This is a genomic window from Serratia sp. TSA_105.2, from assembly GCF_052692115.1.
Genome location: NZ_JBQZFT010000003.1, coordinates 290,929 through 307,922 on the forward strand (window position 1 = coordinate 290,929; position 16,994 = coordinate 307,922).

Below are 16,994 nucleotides of genomic sequence, written 5' to 3' on the forward strand. Positions count from 1 at the left end.
GTCATTTCCTCAGCGTTGGCGATGAAACCGCAGGGCGAGCTAAAAAGCGCTCGACCAATTTGACCCAGTAGGTGGCGCCCAGCGACAGACTGTCGTCGTTGAAGTCATAACCGGGGTTGTGCAGAGAATTGCCCGGCGTGGCGGGGCCGTTGCCGATCGAGATGTAGCTGCCCGGGCACTTCTCCAGCATAAAGGCGAAATCTTCGCTGGCGGTGAACGGCCGCAGCGTGGGGATAACCCGGCTCTCTCCGGCCCATTCCAGCGCCACCGCGCGCGCCAGCTCGGTTTCTGCCGGGTGGTTCACCAGCACCGGGTAGCCGTGCTGATAGTCGATCTCCGCGCGGGCGCCGAAGCTGGCGGCCTGCGCCGTGACCAGCTCGGTGATGCGCTGCTCCAGCCGCTCACGCACCGCCGCCGTCAGCGCGCGCACGCTGAGCGTCAGGGTGGCGGTCGCCGGGATCACGTTGGCGGCCTGGCCGGCCTGCATCGCCCCCACGGTGACGATCGCCGTTTCCTGCGGATCGATATTGCGCGCCACGATGGTTTGCAGGCTCATGACGATGGCCGCGCAGGCCACCACCGGATCGACGGTGCTCTGCGGCACCGCGCCGTGGCCGCCGTGGCCGTGCAGGGTGATGTGTACCGTATCGGCCGAGCACATGAAGGGGCCGCTGGCGAAGCCCAGGTGGCCGGTGGGGAAGCCGGGCACGTTGTGCATGGCGAACACCGCGTCGCAAGGGAAGCGCTCAAACAGGCCGTCTTCAATCATCACTCTGGCGCCGCCGCCGCCTTCTTCCGCCGGCTGAAAGATCAGGTGCAGCGTGCCGCTAAAGTTCGGCTGCTGCGCCAGATAGCGCGCCGCCGCCAGCAGCATGGCGGTGTGCCCGTCGTGGCCGCAGGCGTGCATCACCCCGGCATGGGTGCTGGCGTGCGGTAAACCGGTCGTTTCGGCAATCGGCAGGGCGTCCATGTCGGCGCGGATGCCGAGCGATTTTCCCGGCCCGCGCTGCAGTGTGGCGACAACGCCGGTTTGTCCTACGCCGCGCGTGACGCGGTAACCCCATTCCTCCAACCGCTGCGCCACCAGATCCGACGTCGCGAACTCCTGGAAGCCCAGCTCCGGGTGGGCGTGAATGTGGCGGCGAAGCGCGACCATCTCATCATGAACGGCGGCGATCTCAGGCAGTACGAGTGAAGGGTTCATCACGGTCTCCGGCAAAAGAGTCCCGACCAACGGGCACGGAACGGGGCAGAGGGACAGGCATCGAGACTAGCAAACTCCGTTTTTGCCGGGTAGCCGCCGTTCGGTTATGCTGACAACCAATGATTGTCAGGAGGTGAACATGAAACTGCACCAACTGCAGGCGCTGGTGGCCAGCGCCGACAGCGGCAGCATTCGCGCAGCGGCGCGGCATCTGGGGCTGTCGCAGGCGGCGGTGACACGCGCGCTGCGCGAACTGGAGCAGGAACAGGCGCTGCCGCTGCTGATCCGCACCCCGACCGGGCTGGGCTTTACCCCCTACGGCAAAACCCTGCTGGCGCACGCCCGGCTGGTGTTGAATCAGCTGGAGCAGGCTCAGGGAGAAATGGCGGCGCTGCGCGGGCGGGCGGCGGATCTGGTCAAGGCGGCGATCACCCCCTGGTTGATGCTGACGGTGCTGCCGCCGGCGGTGATGGCGTTTCGCAGCAAGGTGCCGGCGGTGCGGCTGGAACTGTCGGAAAGCCTGATGGCCAACGCCCAGTCGCAGCTGCGCGAGGGCACGATGGACTTTGCCATTACGCCGCTGCCGGCGTCGTCGGCGCCGCAGGAGTTCCACTGCGAGCCGCTGCTGGAGTATGAAACGGCGTACATGGTGCGGCGCGGCCACCCGCTGGCGCACAGTACCTCGCTGCATCAGCTGCTGGAGCAGGATTGGGTGATGAGCTATACCCCGGAAAGTTTCGATGCGCTGCTCGACGAGGTGTTTCACCGCCACGGCGCGCGCCTGCCGCGCCAGCGCATTATCCAGGCGCATTCGTTCGGCATGCTGCAGGCGCTGGTGGAGTCCGCCGAGATGTGCACCTGGTGCCCGCGGCCGATCGTCGCGCTGCCGCAGTTCGCCTCCCGCGTGCAGCCGCTGGCGCTGCGGGAGAGCTGCCAGCCGGCGCAGCTGAATATCGTCACCCGGCGCAACAGCATTCTGAGCGCCGCCGCCCATGCGTTTATCGACACGCTGGTGCGCACCCTGCGCCAGCAGACGCGATCGTCGCGGCCGGAAGATCGCCAGATCTACGATCGCGTGCGCCTGCTGATTTAGCGGATCCCCCCGGATCGCCGATCCCGTAAATGGGATCGCGATCCGCATTTGTAGCATTTTTAGCCGCAATGTTAACGATATGTGATTTCGCTCAAATAATTATTTTTGCAGCTTTGGTTATATGTCGCTCTATGTTCACGTTGTCATTTTGAGTTTTCCTGGGTGTTTGATGATTAATCAATTGAAATTTATCACTTTATAACGTTTGTTGTTTTTTGTTGGATAAAAATGACAACGTCAACATTAAGAAAATTCAAGCGTTTAACGAGTGTATTGGAGGAAGAGATGAGCCAGTTGCCGGAAAAAATGCGTGCGGTCGTTTGCCACGGCCCGCAGGACTATCGTTTCGAACAGGTGCCCACGCCGCTGCCGAAGGCGCGCGAGCTGGTGATCAAGGTGGAAGGCTGCGGCATCTGCGCCGGCGACTGCAAGTGCAAGAATGGCGCACAGATGTTTTGGGGGGAGAACCCGTGGGTTAAACCGCCGGTGGTGCCGGGCCACGAGTTCTACGGCCGCATCGCCGCGCTGGGCGAGGGCGCGGAAGGCAAATACCGGCTCGGCGAGCGGGTGATCGCCGAGCAGATCGTGCCGTGCTGGGAGTGCCGCTACTGCAAATCCGGCAGCTACTGGATGTGTGAGACGCATAACATTTACGGCTTTCAAAAAGACGTGGCGGAGGGCGGCATGGCGGAGTACATGCGCTTTTCCGAGAACGCCATCGTGCACAAGATCCCGGAAAGCCTGAGCCATGAAGACGCGGTATTGATTGAACCGATGGCCTGCGCCATCCACACCGTGGCGCGCGGCGACATCCAGTTGGACGACGTGGTGGTGCTGGCCGGCGCCGGGCCGCTGGGGCTGTGCATGGTGCAGGTGGCGCGCCTGAAGACGCCGAAGAAACTGATCGTGATCGACGCCATCGACGAGCGGCTGGCACTGGCGAAGGAATTTGGCGCCGACGTGGTGATCAACCCGCTGAAGGAAGACGCCGATCAGATCGTCAAATCGCTGACCGGCGGCTACGGCTGCGACGTTTACATCGAGGCCACCGGCGCGCCGATCGGCGTCACCCAGGGGCTACAGATGATCCGCAAGCTGGGCCGCTTCGTGGAGTTCAGCGTGTTCGGCAAGGAAACCACCGTCGACTGGTCCATCATCGGCGATCGCAAAGAGCTGGACATTCGCGGCGCGCACCTGGCGCCCTACAGCTACGAAATCGCCATCGATCTGTTCGAGCGCGGGCTGGTGACCTCCAATGGCGTGGTTACCCACAGCTATTCATTGAACGACTGGGACGAAGCCTTCGCCCTGGCGGACTCGACCGACTCCATCAAGGTGATCCTGGTTCCCTGACCCTCCCGCTGTACCGCTGTTGCAGTCACGATCGCCGGCCCGCTCGCAATGGGGGGCCGGCCGGTCGGCCAAACGTAAAGACATGCTGTTGCTCTGATAACCACAACAAGAAGCTTCCCTACAGGAGAATTGGCTATGTTTTCATTATTCAAAAAGACCCTGCCTTTTATCGTCGCCGGTGGAATGTTGGCGGCCAGCCATGGGGCGCTGGCCAAGCAAATCACTATCGGTATGTCGTTCCAGGAAATGAACAACGACTACTTCGTCACCATGAAGCAGGCGCTGGATCAGGCGGCGGCGGATATCGGCGCCAAGGTGTACGTGGCCGATGCGCGCCATGACGTCGCCAAACAGATCGGCGACGTGGAAGACATGCTGCAGAAGAAGGTGGATATCCTGCTGATCAACCCGACCGATTCGGTGGGGGTGCAGTCGGCGGTGATCTCCGCCCATAAGGCCGGCGCGGTAGTGGTGGCGATCGACGCCCAGGCGGAAGGGCCGCTGGATTCGTTCGTCGGCTCGGAAAACTACGACGCCGGCTTCCAGGCGGGCGAGTACCTGGCGAAAGCGCTGGGCGGCAAAGGCAAGGTGGCGATCCTCGACGGCATCCCGGTGGTGCCGATCCTGGAGCGCGTGCGCGGCTTTGAAGCGGCGATGAAGAAATACCCCGACATCAAGATCGTCACCAAGCAAAACGGCAAGCAGGAGCGCGACACCGCGCTGACCGTGACCGAAAACATGCTGCAGTCGGCGCCGGATCTGGCGGGCATCTTCAGCGTCAACGACGTCGGCGCGCTCGGCGCCCTGGCGGCGATCGAAAGCAACGGCGCCAAGGTCAAGCTGGTGAGCGTCGACGGCCAGCCGGAAGCCATCAAAGAGATCCTCAAGCCGAACTCGCCGTTCATCGCCACCTCGGCGCAGTTCCCGCGCGACCAGCTGCGCATCGCGCTCGGCATTGCGCTGGCCCGCTACTGGGGCGCCACGGTGCCGAAAACCGTGCCGGTCAAAGTGAAGCTGATCGACCGCAGCAATGCGGCCGGCTTTAGCTGGTAACAGCGGCCAGGTTCGCCCCGCTGCGGCGGGGCGTTCGGCGCGGAGGGCAATGCGGTGACACCTTTACTGGAACTGAAGCGAATAAAAAAGAGCTTTCCCGGCGTGAAGGCGCTGGACGGCATCGATCTGGCCATTCAACGCGGCGAAGTGCACGCCCTGCTGGGCGAAAACGGCGCCGGCAAATCGACGCTGGTAAAAATCATGTGCGGCATCTATCAGCCGGACGAGGGCGATATTTTTATCGACGGCGAGCAGCGCCGCTTTAACAACTATCGCCAGGCGATCGAGGCCGGGGTCGGCATTATTTTTCAGGAATTCTCGTTGATTCCCTACATGAGCGCCATCGACAACATCTTCCTCAACCGGGAGATCAGGAACCGCTGGGGCCTGCTGGATCGGCGGGCGATGCGGCGCAAGGCCGAGGCCATTTTCAAGCGGCTGACGGTGGCTATCGATCTCGATTGCCCGGTGGAGCAGCTGAGCGTGGCGCAGCAGCAGTTCGTTGAGATCGCCAAGGCGCTGTCGCTGGAGGCGCGGGTGCTGGTGCTGGATGAGCCGACCGCCACGCTGACGCCGGGCGAGGCCGAGCACCTGTTCAGCGTGATGAACGATCTGCGGTTGCTGGGCGTCGGCATGGTGTTTATCTCGCACCACCTGGACGAGATCTTCACTATCTGCGATCGCATCACCGTGCTGCGCGACGGCGCCTACATCGAAACGCTGGCTACCGGCGACACCAACGTGGAAGAGCTGGTGCGGCTGATGGTTGGGCGCAAAATCGAGAACGCCTTCCCGGTGAAACAGCACCCGGTCGATACCGCCACGGTGCTGCTGGAAGCGGAGATCCAGCGCGAGAAGCACGGCGCGACCGACCGCTTCCACCTGCACAAGGGCGAGATCCTCGGCTTCGCCGGGCTGGTGGGCTCCGGGCGCACCGAGACCGTCTCGGCGCTGATCGGCGCCAGCCGCTGCCACCGCAAACGCGTCAGCCTCGGCGGCCAACCGGCGGCGCTGCGCTCCCCGGCGCAGGCGCTGGCGCAGGGCATCGGCCTGCTGCCGGAGAGCCGCAAAACCGAGGGCCTGGTGCTGCCGTTCTCGGTGGCGCAGAACATCACCCTCAACCGGCACCACCGGCGCGGCAAGATCTTCGTCAGCGCCCGCCAGGATCGCGACGTGGTGCAACGGCTGATCCGCGCCGTGGGCGTGAAAACCCCGGACGCCGAGACCGCTGTCAGCACCCTGAGCGGCGGCAACCAGCAGAAGGTGGTGATCGCCCGCTGGCTCAACAACGACTGCAACATCCTGATCTTCGACGAACCGACGCGCGGCATCGACGTGGGCGCCAAGGCCGAGATCTACCAGCTGATGCAGCAACTGACCCAGCAGGGCATCTCCATCATCATGATTTCCTCCGAACTGCCGGAGATCATCGGCGTGTGCGACCGCGTGCTGGTGTTTCGCGGCGGCCACATCGTCGCCGAGCTGACCGGCGACGACATCGAATCCAACCACATTATGCTTCACGCGACCGGGAGTGCCTTATGATCGGAATTGAACAACCCGCCGTGGCGCGCCGCGCCGCCGGCCCCAGCCTCGGCAAGCGCTGGGAAAAACTGCTGCATCATCCGGCGGTCTTGCCGTTTATCGGCTTCGCTGTCCTGTTCGTATTGATGAGCCTGCTGAACGACAGCTTCCTCAGCGTCAACAACCTGACCAACGTGGCGCGCCAGGTGTCGATCAACGCCATCATCGCGGTGGGCATGACCTGCGCCATCCTGACCGGCGGCATCGATCTCTCGGTGGGGCCGGTGATGGCGCTGGCCGGTTCGGTCGCCGCCGGGCTGATGCTGGCGGCGGTGCCCATTCCGCTGGCGATGGTAGCGGCGCTGGCGGTCGGCGCGCTGTTCGGCCTGGCCAACGGCGCCTGCATCGCCTATCTGCGCATGCCGCCGATCATCGTCACCCTGGCGTCGATGGGCATCGCCCGCGGCCTGGCGCTGCTCTATACCGGCGGCTACCCAATCTCCGGCCTGCCCGACGTCTTCTCGTTCTTCGGCCGCGGCACGGTGCTGGGCATCCAGGTGCCGATCCTGATCATGCTCGGCGTGTATGTGCTGGCCTGGCTGATGCTCAATCAGCTGCCGTTCGGCCGTTACGTCTATGCGATGGGCGGCAACGAAGAGGCGGCGCGCCTGAGCGGCATCCGCGTGCCGCGCTACAAGATGCTGGTGTACGTGATTAGCGGCCTGACCGCCGCGCTGGCCGGGCTGGTGCTGACCTCGCGCCTGATGAGCGGGCAGCCCAACGCCGGCGAAGGCTTCGAGCTGGACGCCATCGCCGCGGTGGTGCTGGGCGGGGCGGCTATCTCCGGCGGGCGCGGCGCCATCGTCGGCACGCTGGTGGGGGCGATGATGCTCGGGGTGCTCAACAACGGCCTCAATCTGATGAACGTGTCGCCATATATCCAGAACGTGGTGAAGGGCGGCATCATCCTGGCCGCCATCTACCTCAGCTCCGTGCGGCGCAAATAGGGGGCGCGATGGCAGTCTTTCTTGGCATAGACGTCGGCGGCACGGTGATCAAGGCCGGGCTGTACCGGGCAAGCGGCGAAGAGCTGGCAATCGCCGAGCGCGACGGCGCGGCGATTGCCGCCCAGCCGGGCTTCAGCGAACGCAATATGGACGCGCTGTGGGATGACGTTTGCGCGGCGATCCGCCAGACGCTGCACGCGGCGGGGCTGGAGGCCGGGCAGGTGCGCGGGGTCAGCTTCTCGGCGCACGGCAAAGGGCTGTACGCCATCGATCGCCACGGCAAACCGGTCGGCAACGGCATCCTCTCTTCGGACAACCGCGCGGCGGCCACGGCGGCTGAGCTGCGCCGCGCCGGGGTGGACGCGCAGACCTACCCGCGCAGCCTGCAGCCGCTGTGGCCCAGCCACCCGGCGCTGCTGCTGCGCTGGCTGAAGCAGCAGCAACCGGCGCAGTACGCCGCCGTCGATCGCATCCTGATGGCGCACGACTACCTGCGCTTTCGCCTCACCGGCGAGGCGGCGGCCGAGGTGACCAACATCTCCGGCAGCAACCTGTTTAACCAGCACAGCGGCGCTTACGATCCGGCGCTGATGGCGGCCTTCGGCATCGAAGAGGCGCAGGAGAAAACCGCGCCGGTGATCGGCTCGGCGCAGCTGGCCGGGCGGGTGACGGCCACGGCGGCGGCGCAATGCGGCCTGCGCGCAGGCACCGCGGTGTACGGCGGCCTGTTCGACGTGGTGGGCGCAGCGCTCAGCTCCGGCGTGGCCGACGATCGCACGCTCAGCGCGGTGGCGGGCACCTGGTCGATCGCCACCTGCGTGACCGAGCGCATCATTCCTGCCGATTCCCCCTACGCCTGGGGGCGCTACTGCATCGACGGCCGCTATTTCGTGCACGAAGGCAGCCCGACCTCGGCCGGCAACCTGGCCTGGTTCCTGCGGCAGTTCTGCGCCGACGACCGGCAGCGCTACGCCCAGTTCAATGCCTGGGTGGCCGAGCGCCGCGAGCAGCCCAGCGGGCTGCTGTTCCTGCCTTATCTGTATGGTTCCAACCTCGGCGGCAACACGCCGGGCGGGCTGATCGGCCTGAGCGCCCACCACGAGATGGCGGACGTGGTGCAGGCGATCTACCAGGGCATCGTGTTCTCGCACCTGATCCATCAGGAGCGCATGGTGCAGCTGAACCCGCGCATCGAGCAGGTGCGCATGACCGGCGGGCCGACGCAGTCCGAGGTCTGGATGCAGATGTACGCCGACGCCGGCAACCTGCCGCTCGAGGTGGTGGAAACGCGCCAAAGCGGCTGCCGCGCCGCCGCCCTGTGCGCCGCCGTCGGCGCCGGGGAGTACGCCGGGTTCGCCGAAGCGATCGCCGCCGCGCCGCCCAAACTGCGCCGTTATTATCCCGCGACCGCCGCCCACCGGCGCCTGCGCGCCCAGCAGGCGCGCTATCTGGCGGTCGCCCAGGCTTTGAGTGAGGTGACTGATGCAAACGACTAACGCCGCCTGTCTGGGGCTGTATGAAAAGGCGCTGCCCGCCGATCTGAGCTGGCCGCAGCGGCTGGCCACCGCCGCCGAGCTGGGCTTTGAATTTGTGGAGATGTCTATCGACGAGCAGCCGGCGCGCCAGCAGCGGCTGGACTGGGATCGCCGCCAGCGGCTGGCGTTTATCCAGGCGCGGCTCGACAGCGGGATGACGGTGCCGAGCCTGTGCCTGTCGGCGCACCGGCGCGATCCGTTCGGCAGCCATGACGCCGCCACCCGCGAACGGGCGCGGGTGCTGATGAGCAAGGCGCTGGAACTGGCGACGGATCTCGGCATCCGCAACATCCAGCTGGCGGGCTACGACGTCTATTACGAACCGGCCGATCGCCACAGCCGCGAACGCTTTATCGAGGGCATGCAGTGGGCGGCGACGCAGGCCGCCAGGGCGCAGGTGATGCTGTCGGTGGAGGTGATGGACACGCCGTTCATTAACAGCATCAGCAAATGGGGCGACATCGCGCGCCACGTCAACAGCCCGTGGTTCACGGTGTATCCCGATCTCGGCAACCTCAGCGCCTGGGGCAACGACGTCGCCGCCGAGCTGGCGCTGGGCATCGGCAGCATCACCGCCGTGCACCTCAAAGACACCGTCGCGGTGGGGCCGGGCAGCGCCGGGCAGTTCCGCGACGTGCCGTTCGGCGAGGGCTGCGTGGATTTCGCCCGCGCCTTTTCCGTGCTCAACGCGCTCGGCTATCGCGGCCCCTACCTGCTGGAGATGTGGGCGCGCGAAGATGGGCGGGATAAGCAACGCATCGCCCAGGCCAAGGCCTGGATCGAACAACAGATGATCGAGGGAGGCATCGCATGCTGAACGAACTCAAAAGGCAGGTGCTGGCCGCCAACCTCAGCCTGCCGGCATACGGGCTGGTGACCTTTACCTGGGGCAACGTCTCGGCGATCGACCGCCAGAGCGGGCTGGTGGTGATCAAGCCTTCGGGTATCGCCTACGAGGCGATGACGCTGGAGGATCTGGTGGTGGTGGATCTGGAGGGCAAGGTGCGCGAAGGGCACCGTAAACCCTCATCCGACACCGCCACCCACCTGGCGCTGTACCGCGCCTTCGCCGACATCGGCGGCGTGGTGCACACCCACAGCCGCAACGCCACCATCTGGGCGCAGGCCGGGCAGCCGATCCCGGCGCTGGGCACCACCCACGCCGACTACTTTTACGGCGACATTCCCTGTACCCGGCCGATGAGTGAGTCGGAGATCGCCGGCGACTACGAGGGGGAAACCGGTAAGGTTATCATCGAGACCTTCAATCAGGCGGGGCGCGATCCGCAGCAGGTGCCGGGAGTATTGGTTTATTCCCATGGCCCGTTCGCCTGGGGCAAGGACGCGGCGGATGCGGTGCACAACGCGGTGGTGCTGGAAGAGGTGGCGATCATGGCGATGGCGACACGCCAGCTGGCGCCGGCCATCGCCCCGATGCAGCCGGAGCTATTGGATAAACATTTCCTGCGCAAGCACGGCAAACACGCCTACTACGGGCAATAGCGCCCGTCAGCGATTCAACAGCGAGCCGGTGAAGAACTCTCTGCGCACCGGCAGCTCGCCGCGCGGGCTGTGAATGGCGCTGAACAGCAGCTCCGCGGCGATCTCCCCCAGTTTCTGCGTATCGTGATACACCCCCGGAATGTGCAGGCCGTAAGCGCCGGCGCGCGGCGGTTCGTCTATCGAGAAGAACTTCACCTGCTCATAAAGCTCCATCTCGTGGCAGATGGCGATGGCGCCCAGCGTGATGATGCCGTTCAGGCCGATGATGTAATCCGGGCGGTTCTCCGGCTGCGCCAGATAGGCGCGCACCTCGCTCTCTTGCGAGGTGAAATCGTAGTCGCCGTTGATGATATGAATCTCACGGCCGCTGCCCTGCAGCGCCGCGACGATGCCGGCGGTGCGCGTTAAGGTGATCTCCGAATCCGCCGGGCCGCCGATAATCAGCAGCTTCTGCTCCGGCTGCTCCGCCAGATAACGCCCGGCCAGCACGCCGATCTCGCGGTTATCGAGGAACACGCCGCTCAGCTGCTGATCGTAAAGATCGCGGTCGATCAGGATCAGCGGCACGCCATACACCTCGGCCAGCTCGAGATAGGCGGGGCGGTAGCGCTTGTCGTCGCGCACCGCCGACAGCAGGATGCCGCGCGCCTTGTAGCCGAACAGCGCCTGAATGGCGCGCATTTCCGCCTCTTCGCTGCCGTCGGTGTCGAACAGCATGATCTGGTAGCCCTGCTGGCGCGCAATGCGCGACACGGTCTTGATCAGGCCGGAATAGAACGGGTTGTACATGCTGCTGGTGACGATGCCGATAATCTGGCTGCTGCTGCTTTTCAGCCCCTGCGCGAAGGCGTTGGGCACATAGTTCAGCTCTTTGGCGATGGCGTGAATGCGCTCGCGGGTTTCCGGCTTGACCAGCTCGGGCTTATTGAAGGCGCGGGAAACGGTGATATTGGTCACCCTGGCGCGGCGGGCGATATCCACGATAGTGGCATTGGGATTGGCTTTCGACACCGTCTTTCCTTGCGTTATGCCTCAACAGATCCCTTATTGTAGGGAAAGGGCGGGGGCGGTGCTAGGGGGGAGTTGGGGGGAATAACAAGTGTGAAGATAGGTAATGATACATTTGTTTATTAATTTCTTATTTAATCGTTTCTTGTGGTTGTATTTTTTTTTGACAGGGAATTTGGTAAGGTTTGCTCTGCGGGATAGATTAGGCTTGGAGGGCTACTTTGTACCAGAAGCGGACGTAACTAGTATCCCTCTCGCAATCGTTAAAAACAATCAATAGACATAATGTAGACATGTTATTAACATATAATGATTGCGAAAAAATCATATCTATTTACTGTCGGCCCAATTGTTGGATAACATGTATTCCTAACTACACAATGAGCGTACCCTATGAAAGATTCCCCAGTATTAAAACTTCAAGACATGGCTGGCTCAAACTCTACTAGTATTGAGGATTTACTATCAAGAGCAAAAATGATATCAGTCAAACTTGGTTTAAAAGATATTTCAGAATGGCTACAATACGAGCTAAATGGCTATCCTAGCTACGATTTGCTACCCGACTATAGAATTCTTACGGAAACCCCTATCAGAGCTTTTAATCCTTACGTAGGGTGGATACCTTATCACTTAGGTAACATTAATAATCAGAACCAGGAAATATATGATTCGCTAACCACAGTTAATATCAACAACCCCGTATCGATGTTGGTTGAATACTCTAAAAGTAAATCTACTCTTTACACAGATTTACCTGCATTTATCGTTGATTTCTTACATAAGGCCTCTGGTACCAATTTTCGGCTATGTTGGGAGATTAATCCTACTCAAATTACTAAAATAATATCAAATACCAGATCTAAAATATTAGATTGGGCATTGCTTCTCGAAAATAAAGGCATCTTTGGCGATGGTTTACTGTTTTCACTTGAAGAAAAGAAAGAGGCTCAGAGCGTGACTTATAATAATACGATAAATAACCATGGTAATGGCATGACCGTAATCGGTGATGTAAACAATGATAAGAGTGTTGTTGGCGGTGCTGTTAGCAATATCCAGCAGGAAAATATTATTAGTGACTTCAGTGCTCTTGAATTCCAGCTTAAAAAGCATGATATTGAGGATGTTGATATTAAAGAGCTTAAGCAGATTGTTGAACAGATGCCTCAACTGACTTCCAAAGAAGATGTTGAGAAAGGCTTTGGTGCATGGATCGGTAAAATGACAGGTAAAGCATTTACAGGTGCAATAAAAATTGCTGGGGCAGCAGCACCCGTTCTACTTACTAACTACATCTGCCATCACTATGGTATCCCCGTTTAAATTCCGTCAGTTTAAAGAAAGGTATATTTATTTCAGTAACCTGAATACCTTTCTTATTATCTTAGAATCTTTACAGAACAGAGTATCGGGATGAGTACTGATTATCGGTAACAGACATTGGCACACATTGTCGACGGCCCTGAGGAAAAATGCAGGAATTATAAATTCTATAATAAATCCCAATTAGTCATGTTATACGACTAACTCTTTAAACGCTATAAAAATAAAATATCTTGATTACTGTTAATTTTAAATGTTTAAAATAGACATAAAAAAGTGTAATATTCATAGTTAGGTTAATTAATTATATTTAAATGGGATTTGGAAGATGGAATCAATAATAATAGCTAAGAGCCCTAGAAACTGTGATGCAAGCGAGTTGGAAATATTCGAAGATTTAGTTATCGAGGGATCAGAAGTCGATCCTAAAGGGCTAAGAGGAAGGATACTTGATGCTGAACATCTGTTCTTTATCTATGTCGGGGAACAATGTGTTGGTATTGGGGCAATCAAGTATCCAAGAGCAAAGTATAAATTAGACTCTTTTGAAAAGGCAGAGGGTTGCGAGCCAGAAAAGTATGAATGTGAGTTAGGGTGGGTTTATGTAAATGAAAAAATGCGAGGATTGCATCTGGGGGATAACTTAATTAAATCAATGTGTTATTACATATCTGATAATTTACCAGGCAAGGGGTGCTTCGCTACTGTTCGTAAAAATAATACTCGTATGCATCATTTGTTAGAAAAGTACGGTTTTTCAAAATCCGGTCATTCATACAAAAGCGGAAGAGGCGATTATTTACTAGATCTCTATGTAAAGGAATAATCAGCCCATAAACTCCGACTTAACTAGGGGCGCAAATCCTTAACGTCATAGAATTTAGCAAGACGCTAAACATTTCAAAGTCCGCCCCTCGCCCGAAGCCGCCCCTCAAATACAGTCTCTCAAGACAACAAACCAGCGCCAGCAGCGCTGGAGCGACGGTGTGAGGGGCTTATTGGGTGAAAACAGCGAGCCCCGCTTAAGAACGATCGAAAAAACAACGCAGACGATGAGCTCTACGAACGACTACCGGTAATCGTCCCGTTAACACTAGCAGCGATTTTTCATCCTAATTTAAACACGCCGCTTACCTAGCCAAATCTTCTAGCAAAGCCAACCCATCTTCATCCCTCCACAACCCCGGTAACAACCCCAACGTCTCATCAATCAGCGCCCGTCGGTCATTGCCCGGCTTCCAGATGGTCACCATGGTTTGGCTGATACCCTGGCTGCCCACTTCGGTGCGCAGCGTGTTGACGTTTTTCCACTGTTCGGCATGCATATGCGTTGGCAAGAATCCCCAGCCGCAGCCCTGTTCGAGCAGGGCGCGCAGCATCTCCAGTTCGTTGGTGAAAATGGTGTGCCCCGAAATTTGCAGGCGGCGCGCCACGGGTTCGTCAGAGTCCGGGTGCATGATCACCTGCGGCGTGAGCGAGAGCTCCAGCAGTGAAAGCGGCTGTCCCGCGCCGGGGAAAAGCGCTTCGGAGGCGTAAAAATCCATCTCTATCGCCCCTAGGGCGCGCCACTCCATGGCGTCGCCCACACTGCGATGGCGCGCCTGGCAGATGCCCAGATCGGCCTGGCCGCTTGCCAGCAGGCTTTCCGCTTCGTCGCGTGAAGCATTAATCAGGCTCAGGCGCGTGTTACGTTGGGCCATGGTGGCAATCAGTGCCTGCAGCAGCGCGCGGGGCGTGAAGGGATCGTAGACCAGCGAAATTTCCTGCGCCGCGCTCTTCGGCACGTCTTTGGCAAACGCCTCAAACGCTTTCACCTGGCGCATCAGCAGGTGCGCCTGGCGCTGCAGCTGCTCGCCTTCTGGCGTAAGGTGCAGGCTGCGCCCCTCGCGCAGGAACAGCGCATAGCCCAAGCCATCCTCGAGAAAATCAATCAAATCGCGCAGCGTCGTGCGGTCTTTGCCCAGCTTGAGCGCGGCTTTCGCCAGGCTGCCGTGCTCGGCCACGGCGGTGAAGGCTTCCAGTTGGGCAAAGGAATAAATCAGGCTCGGCACGCGGCCCTCCCATCGATTTTGCGGGGGATTTTCCCCCATCAGGCGTTTTTTATTATAGGCCGCGTTTTTTTAAGCTGAACGCCTTCCTGAGCTAAGCGAGAAAAAATATGAAAAGCAAAGTGTTTAACCGCAGCCTGCTGGCGGGCGTTGTCATCAGTCTCTGCAGCGGCCTGTTGGCGCCCTCCGCGCTGGCCGCCTGTGCGGGCACCGAACTCAGCGCCTGTCCTGCGCCTTTCGATACGCAATTGCCGGACACGCACAAGATGCTCACCTGGAGCCAGAGCGACCGGGTGATCGGTTTTCGTAACGACTACCGCAACTATGCGGGGGATGTGTTTCATCACGGCAATGCCACACCGCTGGTGGCTGCCGCTAAACAGCTAACCGATGCCAGCTATCGGGTGAATGGCAAAACCTACAGCCTGCAGGATTACCTGCAGCGCCAGAACGTCAGCGGCATGCTGGTATTGAAAGACGGCAAAATCGCCTGGAAATACCTGGGGGAGGGTAATACCGACGCTACCCTGTGGACATCGCGCTCCGTGGGCAAATCCGTGGTCGCCACGCTGGTGGGCGTGGCGATTAAACAGGGCAAGATCCGCTCGCTCGACGATCTCATCACGCAATACGAACCCGATCTGAAAGGCACTGCGTGGGACGGCGTGACCCTCAGGCAGCTGATCACCCACACCTCCGGCGTGGCGTGGAATGAGGATTACACCAACCCGAAATCGGACTTCGCGCAGCTGACCGAGTGTGAAGCCAAGCCCGGTACCTACGCCTGCGTGCGCAAGCTGGTGGCCGGCTTACGCCGCGCACACCCGGCCGGGCAGAACTGGTCTTACTCCTCCGGCGGCGCGTGGCTGCTGGGCGACGTGCTGGAGCGCGCCACCGGCATGCCGCTGGCGGCCTATCTGCAGCAAAGCATCTGGCAGCCCTACGGCATGGCGAGCGACGGCGTGTGGCATGCCTACGCCAAAGGCCAGCACGACGTGGGCGCGCACGGGTTCAACGCCACGCTGGAAGACTGGGGGCGCTTCGGCGAATTCATTCTGCATAACGGGAGGTTGCCGAACGGCAAACAGATCTTGCCGGAAGATTGGGTAGCCCAGTCGTCCAACTGGACGCGGGCGGCGGGCTCGGTATCGGCGGCGCACCCTAACGGCATCTACGGCTACCAATGGTGGAACAACGAAGTGCCGATGAATGCGACCAACGTAGAACCTGCCCCGCAGGCTTCCCTGAAACATTCTCTGTGGGCGCTGGGGATCTTCGGCCAGATGATTATGGTCAATCAGGCGGAGAATCTGGTGATCGTCCAGTGGTCCACCTGGCCGCAGGCGGAGCCTTCCTTCAGCGCACAACCGCTGGAGGCATCGCTGATGTTTAGCGCGATAGCGAAGGAATTGCGTTAATTCCACGGAGCGAGCAGGGGCGGATGGCGGTTGCCATTCTGCCTCTGAGCGGCATATTTCATGTCTTCGACGCTGACCTTAAGGGAGTCTCAATTCTCTACAGGTAGTGGAGGCCAGTCACCACCGTTCTTAATTAATAACTCTTTTATCTTGTTAATTTTCTCTTTATCCTCGGCATCGCCTACACCTCTATCTATAAAGCGTTGGAGTTGATTGCCCATAGTCCAACCAAACTTACCCTTGATTTTATTATCTGCGCCTCTTTCCAGCAGAAGTATAGTATGATTAAATGAACGAGAATCCAGGGAGCTTATTAATATGGTATTCCCCAATGAATCCCGTGTATTTATATCTGCACCATAATCCAGCATCACCTTTAACGTTTCAGGGTTTTTCGCATCTAACGCTTCGAATATAATGGGTTGATTGAATACTTTATCTTTTGCGTTTGGCGATAAACCACCGTCGAGCATGGCCTTGATCCAAATTCCCTTGTCGGCTTTCATGACAAATTCCGCCGGGCTGCTTCCCCCTTCCGGTCTGGGCTGCAACGGGTCTGCGCCAGCTTTAACCAAGTCTGTTATTATTTTCAGCCTTTCCGGCGTATTTTTATCATAGATTGCGTTTAGCACCGACCAAAACAGCAGGGTCATGTCTGCTTTCACCGGTCGATTCAGTTCTTCCTTGCTTATAGAGGGAAGCTTCTCTTTCAGTTTCACTTCATCGCCATCATAAATCAGCTGTGCGATGTCCAGCTGCCGGCCTTCAAAAAAATCCTGTGGCTCATATTCCATGCTTTTGTTGCATCCTTGCACCATGAGAACAGTAAACAGTAGCGCTATTGCCATTATCAATTTGCTCATATTCTCCTCCTGAGAATGGTGACATCCTCGTCTCTTCAATCCGTTTGATTGCGTGGTCT

Annotated in this window: 15 protein-coding genes; 11 read left to right on the forward strand and 4 right to left on the reverse strand. The window is 59.5% G+C overall.

Annotated features, from left to right (window positions below; translation table 11 throughout):
- Nucleotide 1: 1 nt before the first annotated feature.
- On the reverse strand, nt 2-1,204 hold the full coding sequence (locus ACUTSC_RS12470; RefSeq protein ID WP_197768103.1) for an amidohydrolase: 1,203 nt from the start codon (nt 1,202-1,204) through the stop codon (nt 2-4).
- A gap of 139 nt (nt 1,205-1,343) precedes the next feature.
- On the opposite strand from ACUTSC_RS12470, the gene ACUTSC_RS12475 reads away from it, so the two are divergent.
- From ACUTSC_RS12475 to araD, 8 genes are all read left to right on the forward strand, one after another.
- Nucleotides 1,344-2,297, forward strand: coding sequence for a LysR family transcriptional regulator (locus tag ACUTSC_RS12475; RefSeq protein WP_087763345.1), 954 nt, complete (start codon nt 1,344-1,346; stop codon nt 2,295-2,297).
- A 285-nt stretch (nt 2,298-2,582) separates the two neighbouring features.
- Nucleotides 2,583-3,650, forward strand: coding sequence for a zinc-binding dehydrogenase (locus tag ACUTSC_RS12480; RefSeq protein WP_033643780.1), 1,068 nt, complete (start codon nt 2,583-2,585; stop codon nt 3,648-3,650).
- Between the two features lie 135 nt (nt 3,651-3,785).
- Entirely contained in the window at nt 3,786-4,703 is a 918-nt protein-coding gene (locus tag ACUTSC_RS12485) for an ABC transporter substrate-binding protein (protein WP_015378502.1), read from the forward strand.
- A 54-nt stretch (nt 4,704-4,757) separates the two neighbouring features.
- A complete protein-coding gene (locus ACUTSC_RS12490; protein WP_049200535.1) occupies nt 4,758-6,248 on the forward strand; it encodes a sugar ABC transporter ATP-binding protein in 1,491 nt (496 codons plus the stop codon).
- Nucleotides 6,245-7,234, forward strand: coding sequence for an ABC transporter permease (locus ACUTSC_RS12495; protein WP_038877882.1), 990 nt, complete (start codon nt 6,245-6,247; stop codon nt 7,232-7,234). The genes ACUTSC_RS12490 and ACUTSC_RS12495 overlap by 4 nt, the downstream gene beginning before the upstream one ends.
- Nucleotides 7,235-7,242: 8 nt before the next feature.
- Nucleotides 7,243-8,730: an FGGY-family carbohydrate kinase gene (locus ACUTSC_RS12500; protein WP_445653348.1), complete on the forward strand. Its 1,488-nt coding sequence runs from the start codon at nt 7,243-7,245 to the stop codon at nt 8,728-8,730.
- Nucleotides 8,717-9,586, forward strand: a complete 870-nt coding sequence (locus ACUTSC_RS12505) for an L-ribulose-5-phosphate 3-epimerase (RefSeq protein WP_197768101.1) — start codon at nt 8,717-8,719, stop codon at nt 9,584-9,586. Before ACUTSC_RS12500 ends, ACUTSC_RS12505 begins: the two co-directional genes overlap by 14 nt.
- Entirely contained in the window at nt 9,580-10,272 is a 693-nt protein-coding gene (gene araD, locus ACUTSC_RS12510; protein WP_443006814.1) for an L-ribulose-5-phosphate 4-epimerase, read from the forward strand. The genes ACUTSC_RS12505 and araD overlap by 7 nt, the downstream gene beginning before the upstream one ends.
- 6 nt (nt 10,273-10,278) lie before the next feature.
- Here the strand turns inward: araD and ACUTSC_RS12515 are convergent, their stop codons facing one another.
- Nucleotides 10,279-11,283 (reverse strand): substrate-binding domain-containing protein, encoded by a 1,005-nt coding sequence (locus tag ACUTSC_RS12515; RefSeq protein ID WP_197768100.1) that lies wholly within the window; start codon nt 11,281-11,283, stop codon nt 10,279-10,281.
- Between the two features lie 390 nt (nt 11,284-11,673).
- Between ACUTSC_RS12515 and ACUTSC_RS12520 the strand changes: the two genes are divergently transcribed.
- Both ACUTSC_RS12520 and ACUTSC_RS12525 read left to right on the forward strand, forming a co-directional pair.
- Nucleotides 11,674-12,606, forward strand: a complete 933-nt coding sequence (locus tag ACUTSC_RS12520; protein WP_197768099.1) for an AbiTii domain-containing protein — start codon at nt 11,674-11,676, stop codon at nt 12,604-12,606.
- Between the two features lie 328 nt (nt 12,607-12,934).
- On the forward strand, nt 12,935-13,432 hold the full coding sequence (locus ACUTSC_RS12525) for a GNAT family N-acetyltransferase (RefSeq protein WP_197768098.1): 498 nt from the start codon (nt 12,935-12,937) through the stop codon (nt 13,430-13,432).
- A gap of 304 nt (nt 13,433-13,736) precedes the next feature.
- Here the strand turns inward: ACUTSC_RS12525 and ACUTSC_RS12530 are convergent, their stop codons facing one another.
- Nucleotides 13,737-14,657, reverse strand: a complete 921-nt coding sequence (locus ACUTSC_RS12530) for a LysR family transcriptional regulator (protein ID WP_197768097.1) — start codon at nt 14,655-14,657, stop codon at nt 13,737-13,739.
- A 107-nt stretch (nt 14,658-14,764) separates the two neighbouring features.
- Here ACUTSC_RS12530 and ACUTSC_RS12535 point away from each other — a divergent pair, with 107 nt between their 5' ends.
- A complete protein-coding gene (locus ACUTSC_RS12535) occupies nt 14,765-16,072 on the forward strand; it encodes a serine hydrolase (RefSeq protein WP_197768096.1) in 1,308 nt (435 codons plus the stop codon).
- Between the two features lie 89 nt (nt 16,073-16,161).
- Here the strand turns inward: ACUTSC_RS12535 and ACUTSC_RS12540 are convergent, their stop codons facing one another.
- Nucleotides 16,162-16,935, reverse strand: coding sequence for an ankyrin repeat domain-containing protein (locus ACUTSC_RS12540; protein WP_197768095.1), 774 nt, complete (start codon nt 16,933-16,935; stop codon nt 16,162-16,164).
- Nucleotides 16,936-16,994: the final 59 nt, after the last annotated feature.